Annotated in this window: 13 protein-coding genes; 10 read left to right on the forward strand and 3 right to left on the reverse strand. The window is 70.5% G+C overall.

The window, feature by feature from the left end; genetic code table 11:
* Positions 1-229: 229 nt before the first annotated feature.
* On the reverse strand, positions 230-919 hold the full coding sequence (locus tag NX1_RS01130) for a pyridoxamine 5'-phosphate oxidase family protein (protein ID WP_068052190.1): 690 nt from the start codon (positions 917-919) through the stop codon (positions 230-232).
* Between the two features lie 79 nt (positions 920-998).
* On the opposite strand from NX1_RS01130, the gene pdxR reads away from it, so the two are divergent.
* The 4 genes from pdxR (at position 999) to NX1_RS01150 (ending at position 5,709) form a co-directional block, all read left to right on the forward strand.
* On the forward strand, positions 999-2,435 hold the full coding sequence (pdxR, locus tag NX1_RS01135) for a MocR-like pyridoxine biosynthesis transcription factor PdxR (RefSeq protein WP_068052191.1): 1,437 nt from the start codon (positions 999-1,001) through the stop codon (positions 2,433-2,435).
* 70 nt (positions 2,436-2,505) lie between these two features.
* Positions 2,506-2,751, forward strand: a complete 246-nt coding sequence (locus NX1_RS01140) for a DUF2630 family protein (protein ID WP_068052194.1) — start codon at positions 2,506-2,508, stop codon at positions 2,749-2,751.
* Positions 2,748-4,184 (forward strand): dihydrolipoyl dehydrogenase family protein, encoded by a 1,437-nt coding sequence (locus NX1_RS01145; RefSeq protein WP_068052197.1) that lies wholly within the window; start codon positions 2,748-2,750, stop codon positions 4,182-4,184. Before NX1_RS01140 ends, NX1_RS01145 begins: the two co-directional genes overlap by 4 nt.
* Before the next feature lie 13 nt (positions 4,185-4,197).
* Positions 4,198-5,709 carry a carboxylesterase/lipase family protein gene (locus tag NX1_RS01150; protein WP_068052200.1) on the forward strand — a complete coding sequence of 504 codons (1,512 nt, stop codon included), beginning with the start codon at positions 4,198-4,200 and terminating at the stop codon, positions 5,707-5,709.
* A gap of 4 nt (positions 5,710-5,713) precedes the next feature.
* Here the strand turns inward: NX1_RS01150 and NX1_RS01155 are convergent, their stop codons facing one another.
* Complete coding sequence (locus tag NX1_RS01155) at positions 5,714-6,583, reverse strand: Fpg/Nei family DNA glycosylase (protein ID WP_068052202.1); 870 nt, start codon at positions 6,581-6,583, stop codon at positions 5,714-5,716.
* Between the two features lie 47 nt (positions 6,584-6,630).
* A complete protein-coding gene (gene cobF, locus NX1_RS01160) occupies positions 6,631-7,371 on the reverse strand; it encodes a precorrin-6A synthase (deacetylating) (protein ID WP_068052850.1) in 741 nt (246 codons plus the stop codon).
* Positions 7,372-7,478: 107 nt separating this feature from the next.
* Between cobF and NX1_RS01165 the strand changes: the two genes are divergently transcribed.
* From NX1_RS01165 to NX1_RS01190, 6 genes are all read left to right on the forward strand, one after another.
* On the forward strand, positions 7,479-8,279 hold the full coding sequence (locus NX1_RS01165) for a thymidylate synthase (protein ID WP_068052205.1): 801 nt from the start codon (positions 7,479-7,481) through the stop codon (positions 8,277-8,279).
* Positions 8,276-8,791, forward strand: a complete 516-nt coding sequence (locus tag NX1_RS01170) for a dihydrofolate reductase (protein ID WP_068052208.1) — start codon at positions 8,276-8,278, stop codon at positions 8,789-8,791. Before NX1_RS01165 ends, NX1_RS01170 begins: the two co-directional genes overlap by 4 nt.
* A 173-nt stretch (positions 8,792-8,964) precedes the next feature.
* Complete coding sequence (locus NX1_RS01175) at positions 8,965-9,291, forward strand: cupin domain-containing protein (RefSeq protein WP_068052211.1); 327 nt, start codon at positions 8,965-8,967, stop codon at positions 9,289-9,291.
* A 211-nt stretch (positions 9,292-9,502) separates the two neighbouring features.
* Positions 9,503-10,549 carry a Dyp-type peroxidase gene (locus NX1_RS01180; RefSeq protein WP_068052214.1) on the forward strand — a complete coding sequence of 349 codons (1,047 nt, stop codon included), beginning with the start codon at positions 9,503-9,505 and terminating at the stop codon, positions 10,547-10,549.
* The gene (locus tag NX1_RS01185) at positions 10,546-11,346 is read left to right on the forward strand and encodes a family 1 encapsulin nanocompartment shell protein (RefSeq protein ID WP_068052219.1); all 801 of its coding nucleotides are present in this window, start codon (positions 10,546-10,548) and stop codon (positions 11,344-11,346) included. Before NX1_RS01180 ends, NX1_RS01185 begins: the two co-directional genes overlap by 4 nt.
* Before the next feature lie 78 nt (positions 11,347-11,424).
* A complete protein-coding gene (locus NX1_RS01190) occupies positions 11,425-11,955 on the forward strand; it encodes a hypothetical protein (RefSeq protein WP_068052221.1) in 531 nt (176 codons plus the stop codon).
* Positions 11,956-11,966 lie beyond the last annotated feature (11 nt).

Here is an 11,966-nt window from a genome sequence, read left to right on the forward strand (position 1 = left end):
CTGAACCCAGGTCCGCGCACAGCCCACCTCGATACCGGAGGCTCGAGTGACTGGGAGCCCCAGCGAAAGGGCGGCCACCGGGAAAAAGCAAGGAGGCAGCGAAGCACTAGGTCGCCAAACGCTCGGGCGGCTAGCGCGGCCATGTGGACCGGCCCCACGACTCCGCATATCGGGTGACCACGGCCGCGAAGGCGAACAGCGATCGGCGGGGGGAATGTCTGCGAATCCCTCACCGCGCCAACGAAACCCCCAACGCACTCCGCTCGAGCACATCGGCGGGCACCCCGATCCCGTCCGCCAGATCCGGCGAATCGATCGGCGCGTCCCACACCTGGCGCAGCGGCAGCACGCCCGCCCACGTCGGGCTGTCGACATCGGCCGGGTCGTCCAGCGGCGCGCCCTCGCGGACCTTCACCGACGCCTCGGTCAGGTCGAGCGCAAGCACCATGGTGGCGGCTAGCTCCTTCTTGTTCGGCGGGCGCACCCGATCCCACGCGCCGGGGGCGGCGTGCTCGACGATCACGCGCAGGGCGTGCGTGCGCGCTTCGGGGTCGGTCAGCTCGACCGCACGTCCGTGCACGACGGCCGAGCGGTAGTTCATCGAGAAGTGCATGGCGGAGCGGGCGTAGACGACGCCGTCGACGTGCGTGACCGCGACGGAGATGTCACCGGCCAGCGCGGCGCGCATGTTGCCCGAACCGGTCGATCCGTGCAGGTAGAGGGTGTCGCCGTCGCGGCCGTACGCGGTCGGGAGCACCACCGGGCTGCCGCCGAGGACGACGCCGACGTGGCAGATCAGACCGGCGTCGAGCACCGCGTCCAGTTCTGCGCGGTCGCTGCGGCCGCGTTCTTTCGACCGCGTCAGCGTGCTGCGCGGGGTCGGGGACAGGGACGGGCGGGCGCTGGTCGAGTGCGTCATGACACCAGCGTCCGGCAGGAAGTGGCATTCTTGAATAGCCAATTCAGCCCGATTCTCACAGTCCAATCCGAGGTGTCCGGTGCTCGAAGAACTACCCCTCGCGCTCGATCGCGACGCGTCCGAACCGCTGTCGGTGCAGGTGGCCGACGGCCTGCGCGCCGCCGCCACCTCGGGCCTGTTGCGCGCCTCGGATCGGCTGCCGTCCTCGCGGGCGCTGGCCCGGCGACTCGGCGTCAGCCGGACCGTCGTCGCGTCGGCCTACGACCAGCTGCACGCCGAAGGCTGGCTCGAGGGCAAACGAGGATCGGGCACGTACCTCACCACCGCCCCGGCCGCGGCCCCCGCACCGAACCACGTCGCCGCCGACCCTGCCCTCGAAGGCGTCGGCTACGACCTCGTTCCCGGCGCGCCCTGCGTCGAGGCCATCGACCGACCGGCGTGGCGCCGCGCCTGGCGGGCCGCCTCCGACCAGCCGCCGGTCATCCGCAAGGACCGCGCGGGCGAACCGGAATACCGGGCGGCCGTGGCCGAACACCTCTTGCGCCATCGGGGACTGAGCGCGGGCAGTGACACCGTCGTGCTCGCCACGGCCGGAACCAGTTCCGCGGTGGGCGAACTGGCCGCCGCCCTGCTGCGGCCCGGCGACGCCGTCGCCATGGAGGAGCCCGGCTATCAGCGGGCGGCGGGCGCCTTTCTGGCGGCCGGCATCCGGGTGCTTCCGGTGCCGATCGATGCCGAGGGTCTGCGCGTCGACGACCTGCCTTCCAACATCAAGGCCGTGTATTGCACACCGGCGCATCAGTTTCCGCTCGGCGCGCGAATGCCCGCAGCTCGTCGCGTGCAGCTCGTCGAATTCGCCCGTCGCACCGGCGTATTCGTCATCGAAGACGACTACGACGGCGAATTGCGCTACGACACCGCCCCGCTGCCGCTGCTCGCGGCGATGGCGCCGGATGTGATCGTGCACCTCGGCACCACGAGCAAAATCCTCTCGCCGGTACTCGGCGTCGGCTGGCTCGTCGCCGCGCCGTCGATCGCGGCGGCCGTGCTCGAGCATCGCGATCGCACCGGAACCTCGCCGAGCCCGGCCGGTCAACGCGTCCTCGCCGAACTGGCCGCACACGGCGACCTGGCCAGGCACCTGCGCCGGTTGCGGCGCGCGCTCCCGCCGCGCCGGGAACTGATCGTCACGGAATTGCGCCGCAAAGGGTTGACCGTGGTCGGCGACGACGCGGGCTCGCACGTCGTGGTGCCGCTGCCGACGGCGGAGGCCGAACACCGTGCGGTCGACGCTGCGGCAGCGCGCGGCGTCGTTCTGGACGGCCTGGCCCGGCACCACCTCTCCGCCCAGCACCACACGAGAGCCGCGCCACCGACCAGCTTCGGCATCGCGCTCGGTTACGCGGCGCCGAGCTCGCGCGACCTGCGCGCCGCGGTCCCGACAGCCGCCGAGTGCCTCGCCGAAGTGGCCGCCGGGCAACCGGCTCGGGCCTCGGCTGCCCCGGCCCGGTCGTAGCATGGTCCGTGACCGCAACCCGGTCGCTGCACGCCCTGCCGCATACCTCCGAGTATCGAAGTGGTGACTCATGACCGAACAGGACATCCTGGAACGCATCAAGCAACTGGTCGACGACGAGCACAGGCTGCGCTCGAAGGCGACCGCGGGCGAGGTGGACCCGGTGACCGAACGGCAGCGGCTGGCCGAGCTGGAGGTGATGCTCGACCAGTGCTGGGACCTGCTGCGCCAGCGCAGGGCCAGGATCGACGTGGGCGCCTCCCCGGACGACGCCCAGGTGAGCTCGCCGCGCCAGGTCGAGGGCTACCTGCAGTGAGTTCCGAGCCGTCCGGCGAGTACGACGTCATCGTGATCGGCGGCGGACCCGCCGGGGAGAACGCCGCCGCCTACGCCATCGCGGGCAGCGACCGCACCGCCGCGATCGTCGAGCAAGAACTGCTCGGCGGCGAATGCTCGTACTGGGCCTGCATGCCGAGCAAGGCGCTGCTGCGCCCCGGGCATCTGCTCGCCGCCGCCCGCGCCATGCCGGGCATCGACGCGAAGGGCTTGGATGTCGAGGCCGTGCTCGCCCACCGGGACCGGATCGTGCACAACCACGACGACTCCGGCCAGGTCGATTGGGCCGAGCACAGCCGCATCGCGGTGATTCGCGGCGTCGGGCGACTCGCCGGGGAACGCCTCGTCGAGGTCGACGGCCGCACGCTGCGGGCCAGGCACGCGGTGGTGCTCGCGACCGGAACCAGAGCCCGAGTGCCCGACGTGCCCGGCCTGCGCGACGCCCTCCCGTGGATCTCCCGCGACGCGACCAACCTGCACGAGGTCCCGGGACGCGCGGTGATCGTCGGCGGCGGTGTCGTCGCCTGTGAATCGGCGACCTGGCTCGCCACGCTCGGCTCCGAGGTCACCATGCTGGTGCGCGGCAAGGCCCTGCTCGCCAACGCCGAGCCGTTCGCGCGCGAGCGGGTGGCGAGCGCGCTGGCCGAGGCGGGCGTGCGGGTGCTGTTCGAAACCGAACCGGAGAGTGTCACGCGCACGGAGCCGAAGGACACCGGCGAGGGCCGGATCCACGGCGGCGCCGTCACCGTGCGGACCCGCGGCGCGCGCATCGAATCGATCGAGGCCGACGAGATCGTCGTCGCGGCCGGGCGCGGGCCCGCGACCGCGGAACTCGGGCTCGCCGCAGTCGGATTGGCCGACGGTTACGTCGAGGTCGACGATCACCTCTCCGCACGCGACGTTCCCGGCGACTGGCTGTACGCGGTGGGCGACGTGAATCACGGTCCAGCGCTGACACATATGGGCAAATACCAGGCCAGGATCTGCGGCGACGTGATCGCCGCGCGCGCCGAGGGCCGCCCGCTCGACGGAGCGCGTTATGCCGCGACCGCCGACCACGAGCAGGTCCCGCAGGTGGTGTTCACCAGCCCCGAGGTCGCCTCGGTCGGCCTCACCGAGGAAGCGGCCCGCCGCGCGGGTTACGACGTCGACACCGTGGAGATCGATATCGCGGTCGCCGGGTCGTCGCTCGCCCGCGAGAACTATTCCGGCCGAGCCAAGATCGTCGTCGACACCGCCGCCGACACCTTGCTCGGCGCGACCTTCGTCGGGCCGGAGATCGGCGAGCTGCTGCACGCCGCCACCATCGCGGTCGTCGGCAAGGTTCCGCTCGACACCTTATGGCACGCCGTACCCGCCTATCCGACGGTCAGCGAGATCTGGTTGCGTCTGTTGGAGGCCCGCCGCTCGTAGCTACCATCGATCAATGGTGGCAACGATCGACATCGAGACCGCCGACGGTGTCGTCCGCGGTCGCCGTGGCCGCCGCGTCCTGCGCTGGCGCTCACTGCCCTACGCCGCGCCGCCGGTGGGAGACCTCCGATTTCGCGCGCCGCAACCGGTGCGCCCGTGGTCCGGGGTGCGCACGGCCACCGAGTTCGGCTTCGCGTCCATGCAGCACAGGGCGGGCGCCCGCATCGGCCCGAGGGCTTACCAGCCGACCAGCGAAGACTCGCTGACACTGAATGTCACCGCCCCCGCGGCGCCGTCCACCGGCCCCCGACCGGTGCTGGTGTTCATCCACGGCGGCGGTTACCTGATCGGCACCTCGGCGCTCGCGCTGTATTCAGGCGCGCGGCTCGCGCTGCGCGGCGACGCGGTCGTAGTGTCGCTGAACTACCGGCTCGGCGCGTTCGGTTACGTCGACTTCAGCGCCTTCGGCACGCCGCGACGCCCGTTCGACGCCAACCTCGGCCTGCGTGATCAGGTCGCCGCGCTGGAATGGGTGCGGCGCAATATCGCCGGATTCGGCGGCGACCCCGGCAATGTCACGATCTTCGGCGAATCCGCGGGCGCGCACGCCGTGCTCGCGCTGCTGGCCACCCCCGCCGCGCGCGGACTGTTCCACCGCGGCATCGCCCAAAGTCCGCCCGCGGATTGGTCATTGAGCGCCGAGGACGCCGCGATCTTCGCCCGCCGCTGCCTCGACGCGCTCGGCGCCGATCCCGCCGACGCGTCCCGCGCGCTGATCGATGCGCCCGCCAACGACATCCGCAGGGCCGTCGACCGCACGAGCGACGCGGTGCTGAGCGAGCGGCCCGGCCTGTTCCCCATCTGCCCGGTCGTCGACGGCGATTTCCTGCCGCGATCTCCGGTCGACGCGATCGGCGCGGGCGCGGCGCACCGGTTGCCGCTGATCATCGGCACGAATCGCGACGAGGGCGCGCTGTTCGCGCGGTTCGCCGACAAGCTGCCCACCAATCCCAGACGCTTGCACGCCTTGTTCGACCGCGCGGGTGCGGAATTCGAGGCCAAGGTCGCGGCGGCCTATCCGGGTTACCCGCAGCCTCGGACCGCGGTGCGCATGGGCGGTGACTACGTCTTCTGGCGTCCATCCGTCACGGTGATGGAAGGGCACAGCCGGTACGCCCCGACCTACGCCTACCGCTACGACTTCGCGCCGCGCGCACTGCGACTCGCCGGCGTCGGCGCGACCCACGCCAGCGACTTGATCCCGGTCTTCGGCGCCGCCGACAGCCCGGTCGGGCGCGCCTTCACCGCGGCGGGCGGTCGCCGCAGTCTGCTCGCGGTCACCGACCAGTTCCAGGACAACTGGCTGTCCTTCGCCCGCACCGGCGCGCCGCTGCCGCACTGGCCCGCCTACACCGAGGACGCAAGGACCACGCTGATCATCGACCATCCGACCCGGCTGGCCCACGACCCGGACCGCGCGAAACGATTGGCCTGGGACGGCATTCGCGTGCCGACCTTGACCTGACGGCTCACTTCAGCAGGCGCGACATCCTGCGGTCGGCGAGCACCTTGCCGCCGGTCTGGCAGCTGGGGCAGTACTGGAAGGACCGTTCGGCGTAGGAAACCTCGCGGACGGTGTCACCGCAGACCGGGCACGGCAGCCCGGTGCGCGCGTGTACCCGCATGCCAGAACGCTTCTCGCCCTTGAGCCGCGCCGCGTCCTGGCCGACCGAACGCTGGACCGCGTCGGTGAGCACGGTGCGCATCGCCTCGTACAGCTGCGCGATCTTCTCCGCGGAGAGGGTCTTGGTGTTCGCGAACGGCGACACCTTGGCGGCGTGCAGGATCTCGTCGGAGTAGGCGTTGCCGACGCCCGCCAGCAGCGACTGATCGACGATCGCCGTCTTGATCCGCTGCGAGGCGCCGCGCAGGATCTCGGCGAACTGCGGCTCGGTGACCTCCAGCGCGTCGGGGCCGAGCCGTGCGATACCTGGCACCATCTTCGGATCCTCGACGATGTACACCGCGAGCCGCTTCTTGGTACCCGCCTCGGTCAGGTCGAACGCGGGGGTCGCGCCCTCGGGCGTGAAGAAGTGCACCCGCAGCGCCAGCGGGCTCTTGCCGCCCGGTTTCGGCGGCGTCGGGCTCGGCTCGTCGATCCAGCGCAGCCAGCCGCCGCGGGACAGATGGGTGATCAGCCAGAGTCCCGAGCAGTCCATGCCGAGGAACTTGCCCCAGCGGTCGGCGCCGGTCACGTCCCGCCCGGACAGCGCCGTCACCGGCGGATCGAACGTCTTGACCGCGCTGAGCGCGGCGACGTCGACACGCCCCACCACCGCGCCGACCGCGTGCTCCCGCAGGAACTGCGCCAACGCCTCCACTTCCGGTAGCTCGGGCACGCGTCCCAGGCTACCCGGGGCCACCGACAATCGCGGGGGACGAACGATCAGTCGCGGCGCAACAAATAGATGTCCATGATCCAGCCCTTTTCGGCCCGCAACTGTGCCCGCCGCCGCAAAATTTCGTCCTGCACCTCGCGCAGCGGACCCGCGACGAGCGTCTCGTCCGGCATGCCGAGGTAGGCGGCCCACCAGATGCGCAAATCGTCGCCGGGCACCTCGGTGAAGGAACACTCGCCGTCCAGCATGACCAGCGTCGAGCCGGGGCCGAGCCCGTCCTCGCGCAGCCGCCTGCCGGTGGTGACGTGCACCGGCTCGCCGATCCGGTGCAGCACCATGCGATGCCGCGCGGCCAGCGCCTGCGCACTGGTCACCCCGGGGATCACCTCGTAGTCGAAGGCGGTCCGCCCGCTGTCCAACACCAGCTCCACCATCCGCAGGGTGCTGTCGTAGAGCGAAGGGTCGCCCCACACGAGGATCCCGCCGACGCCCTCCTCGGCTGCGAAGGCCTCCGCGAGCAGCGTGGCCCTGCGCTCGTGCCAGTCCGCGACGACGCCGCGATAGTCGGCGGGATCGCGGTCGCGCGGCGGGTCGGCGATCTCGACGACCCGGTAGGGCCGCTCGACGTGCTCGGCAAGGATCGTGGTCCGCACGTCGAGCAACTCCTGCTTCTCGACGCCTTTGGCGATCACGAAGAACGTGTCGACCTGCCGCATGGCCTTGATCGCCTGCACCGTCACCTGGTCGGGGTCGCCCGCACCGATACCGATCACGAAGAGCTTGCGCATGTGCCCGAGCTTGCCAGCACCCCGCCGCCGCGCGGCAATCACACCGCTCACGCGCGGCAATCCGGGCGGCGCGGTCCGTCCGGACGCGGACAGTAAGCTTGCCACTCGTGGCGACGGATACGCAGTACGAGGATTTGCTCCGGCTGGTGCTGGATACCGGGACCGCGAAGGCGGACCGCACCGGTACCGGCACCCGCAGCGTGTTCGGCCACCAGCTCCGCTACGACCTAGCGGCGGGCTTCCCGCTGGTCACCACCAAGAAGGTGCACCTCAAGTCGATCGTGTACGAACTGCTGTGGTTCCTGCGCGGCGATTCCAACGTCGGCTGGCTGCGCGAGCACGGCGTCACGATCTGGGACGAGTGGGCCGACCCGCAGGGCGAACTCGGCCCCGTCTACGGCGTGCAGTGGCGGTCGTGGCCGACCCCCGACGGCGCGCACATCGACCAGATCACCCAGGTGCTCGACACCCTGCGCACCGACCCTGATTCGCGTCGCATCATCGTCTCCGCGTGGAACGTCGCCGAGCTGAACAAGATGGCGCTCGCCCCCTGTCACGCGTTCTTCCAGTTCTACGTGGCCGACGGCAAACTGTCCTGCCAGCTGTACCAGCGCAGCGCCGACCTGTTTCTCGGCGTGCCGTTCAACATCGCCAGCTACGCGCTGCTCACCCACATGGTTGCGCAGCAGAGCGGGCTCGAACCCGGCGACTTCATCTGGACCGGCGGCGACTGCCACATCTACGACAACCACGTCGAGCAGGTCACCGAGCAACTCGGCCGTGCGCCCTACCCGTTCCCCGAGCTGCGCCTTCGCCGCGCGCCGAGTTTGTTCGACTACACCTACGAGGACATCGAAGTGGTTGGCTACCAACACCATCCGGCGATCAAGGCACCGGTGGCGGTATGAACGCGGCCGTGCGCACCCGCACCGTCGGCCTGATCTGGGCCCAGACTCCCGACGGCGTGATCGGCTTCGAGAACACCATCCCTTGGCGCGTCCCCGAGGACATGGCCAACTTCCGCACCGTGACCTGGGGCCATCCGGTGATCATGGGCAGGCGCACCTGGGATTCGCTGCCGCCCAAGTTCCGGCCGCTGGCCGGGCGGCGCAATATCGTGGTCACCAGGCAGCCGAATTGGTCCGTGCCGGGCGCCGAACGCGCCGGTTCGCTCGCCGAGGCGCTCCAGCTGAGCGCGCCGGATCCGGTGTGGATCGCGGGTGGCGGCGAAATCTACCGGGCCGCCATGGATTTGGCGACCGAGCTGGTGGTGACCGAGGTGGAGATCAGCGTCCAGGGCGACGCGCACGCCCCAGAAATCGGTCCGGAATGGCACGCCGACGAACCCGAGGAATGGCGCACGTCCGCCACCGGGCTGCGCTTCCGCATCCGGCGGTATCTGCGCCGCGCCGCCGGCTGAACCCGCCCGCCTGGCAACACGCCGCTGACCGGCAGGCCCGGCAAACCCGGCACGCGAGCGGTCCCGGTCGGGCATACTCCTGGATATGCGGCGGTGCGGACCATCGTCCGCCCGAGCGCTCCGAGCCGGTGACACCAGCCCTGCACCGGCGGATGTGACGCGAAAGGCAGTCCATGGACAAGAAATCCCTGACCGCGGTCGCTCGCCAGCAATTGAAATTGGCCGCAACTGCCACCAGCGGGCGAAGCTCACAGACCATCTACGGCGGCCACGCCCAGACGCTGCGTCAGACCGTCGTCGGCCTCACGGCGGGCCAGAGCCTGGCCGAACACGACAACGCGGGCGATGCCACCCTGCTGGTTCTGACCGGCACCCTGACCTTGATCAGCGGCGCGAACGAATGGAAGGGTTCGGCGGGTGACCTGCTCGTCGTCCCCAAGGCGCGGCACAGCGTGAAAGCGGTCGACGATGTCGCCTTTTTGCTGACCGTCGCGAAGTAGGTCGCCCGTCCATCAGCGCCCGCTCGAGACGAAACGCGCGTTCCTCGCTCTCTCAGCCACCCGAGGGCGAGTCTTTGCGAGCCCGTTCGCGGCCGTCTCACTTCCCAGCGGCCGAAGCGCATGCGACGCAGTCGCGAGTCTCGACCGCTGGGAAGCGAGACAAAGGGCCCGCGAACCCGCGCGCCCCGGCGCGCCAACTACTCTGTTGATCATGGGTGAGCCGCAGCCGATCCTCGAACCGCTCACACCGGCCGCGATCTTCCTCGTCGCCACCATCGACGAGGGTGGTGAAGCGGCGGTGCGCGATCTGCTCGCCGACCTGCCCGGTTTGCGCCGTTCGGTCGGCTTCCGGTTGCCCGGCGCCGGGTTGAGCTGTGTCGCCTCGATCGGCTCGGACGCGTGGGACCGCTTGTTCGCCGGGCCGCGGCCCGCCGAGTTGCATCCGCTGCGCGAGTTCGCCGGCGCGCACCACCGGGCGCCGTCCACGCCGGGCGATCTGCTGTTCCACATCAGGTCCGAGGTGCACGACGCGTGTTTCGAGCTGGCGATGGTGATCGGCGACCGGCTCGCGGGCGCCGCGACCATCGTCGACGAGACCGTCGGCTTCCGTTATTTCGAGCAGCGTGACCTGCTCGGTTTCGTGGACGGCACCGAGAACCCCGAGGGCGCGGCCGCGGTGAGCGCCGCCCTGATCGGTGACGAGGATCCCGAATTCGCCGGTGGCAGTTACGTGGTCGTGCAGAAGTACCTGCACCCGCTCGACGACTGGCGCGCGCTGACGGTCGAGCAGCAGGAGAAGATCATCGGCCGCACCAAGCTGGACGATTTCGAGCTCTCCGACGAGGACAAGCCCGCCGATTCGCACGTCGCGGTGAACACCCTGGTCGACGCGGACGGCAACGAACGCCAGATCGTGCGCGCGAACATGCCGTTCGGCAGCGTCCGCGAGGGCCGGTTCGGCACCTACTACATCGCCTACGCGGCCACCCCGAGCGTCACCGAGACGATGCTCTCGCGGATGTTCGAGGGCACCGAGGACGCGGCCTACGACCGCATTCTCGACTTCTCGGTCGCGGTCACCGGCACGCTGTTCTTCACGCCGCCACTGGATTTCTTCGAAGACCTGCCGCCGGCGCCGGGGACGGCGGCCGCCGCAGAGCCGGGCGGGGAATCTCTGCCGCCCAGCGACGTTGACAAGTCGGCCGTAGCGGGCGACGGCTCACTCGGTATCGGCACGTTGAAAAGGAGCACGCCGTGAACAACCTCCATCGCGAACTCGCGCCGATCACCTCCGAGGCATGGACGGCGATCGAAGAAGAGGCCACCCGCACCTTCAAGCGGCACATCGCGGGGCGCAGGGTGGTCGACGTGTCCGGCCCGCACGGTGCCGACTACTCCGCCGTCGGGCTCGGTCGCACCGCCCCGATCGACGCGCCGGACGAGGGCGTGCAGGCGCGCCAGCGCGTCGTCGCGCCGCTGGTCGAGTTGCGGGTGCCGTTCACGCTCTCGCGGGAGGAACTCGACAACGTCGAGCGCGGCGCCAAGGACACCGATCTCGACCCGGTGAAGGAGGCCGCGCGGCGCATCGCCTTCGCCGAGGACCGCGCCATCTTCGAGGGCTACCCCGGCGCGAACATCACCGGTATCCGGGCGAGCTCGTCGAACGAACCGATCCAGGTGCCCACCGATCCGCGTCTCGTCCCGGAGGCCGTCGCGCAATCGCTGAGCGCGCTGCGCCTGGCCGGCGTCGACGGACCGTACTCGGTGCTGCTCAGCGCCGATCTCTACACCGCGGTGAGCGAGACCTCCGACCACGGCCACCCGATCCGCACCCACATCGAGCGCCTCATCCCGGAGGGCGAGATCATCTGGGCGCCCGCCATCGACGGCGCGTTCGTGCTGACCACCCGCGGCGGCGACTTCGATCTGAGCCTCGGACAGGACCTTTCGATCGGCTACCTCTCGCACGACGCCGACTCGGTGCGGCTCTACTTCCAGCAGAGCTTGCAGTTCCTGGTCTACACCGCGGAGGCGGCGGTCGCGCTGCGCGCCTGACGGTCGCGTGCGCCGCGTTCCTGCCCGCCGAGCGAGCCGGTACGGTGAGCCCGTAGTTCCCCGGGAGGCGAGACAGAAATGACGATGGTGCGCGCGGGCGTCGTCCCGACTCGACGAGCCATGCTGTACGGCGTGCTCGGCATCGCGGTGACCGCTCTAGTGTGCGCCGCGATCGTCACCGGTTTCGGGCTGAATCGGGTGTTCACCGGCCTGCTCGCGGGCGGGGTCGGCGGCATCGCGCTGTTGGTGGCGCTCTTCGGGCGGGACGCGGTCCTGCTCACCGAGGGCGCCATCTATCGCCGCACGCCGTGGGCGGAGTCGAGCATCGAATGGGATCGCGTGATCGCGGGCCGATTCGCGCTCGACGAGCGGGCGCGCTGGTCGCTCGCGCTCGATCTGGCCGGTGGCGACGAGCGGCACGGCGAACTGGTGCTGCTGTCCATCCCGCCGGTGGTCCGTCCCGTGTCGGGCGCTTACGACCTGCGCAAACGCGATCAGGTGAAGCAGATACGGGAGATGCTGCGCCACAAGCGGGTTCCGGTGACGGTCCTGCCGGAGATCGCGGGCGCGCTGAGCACGCACTGGAACGTCGCACCGCCGACGCGCTGAATTCGCGTGCG

Origin of the sequence: Nocardia xishanensis NBRC 101358 (assembly GCF_001613365.1) — a bacterium.
GTDB lineage: Bacteria > Actinomycetota > Actinomycetes > Mycobacteriales > Mycobacteriaceae > Nocardia > Nocardia xishanensis.

Bases quoted from the DNA above. Each gene is read 5' to 3' on its own strand.
- NX1_RS01190 (WP_068052221.1), top strand. From the start codon at position 11,425: ATGACGATGGTGCGCGCGGGCGTCGTCCCGACTCGACGAGCCATGCTG.
- NX1_RS01130 (WP_068052190.1), bottom strand. From the start codon at position 919: ATGACGCACTCGACCAGCGCCCGCCCGTCCCTGTCCCCGACCCCGCGC.
- NX1_RS01180 (WP_068052214.1), top strand. From the start codon at position 9,503: ATGGGTGAGCCGCAGCCGATCCTCGAACCGCTCACACCGGCCGCGATC.
- NX1_RS01175 (WP_068052211.1), top strand. From the start codon at position 8,965: ATGGACAAGAAATCCCTGACCGCGGTCGCTCGCCAGCAATTGAAATTG.
- NX1_RS01140 (WP_068052194.1), top strand. From the start codon at position 2,506: ATGACCGAACAGGACATCCTGGAACGCATCAAGCAACTGGTCGACGAC.
- NX1_RS01150 (WP_068052200.1), top strand. From the start codon at position 4,198: ATGGTGGCAACGATCGACATCGAGACCGCCGACGGTGTCGTCCGCGGT.
- cobF (WP_068052850.1), bottom strand. From the start codon at position 7,371: ATGCGCAAGCTCTTCGTGATCGGTATCGGTGCGGGCGACCCCGACCAG.
- NX1_RS01170 (WP_068052208.1), top strand. From the start codon at position 8,276: ATGAACGCGGCCGTGCGCACCCGCACCGTCGGCCTGATCTGGGCCCAG.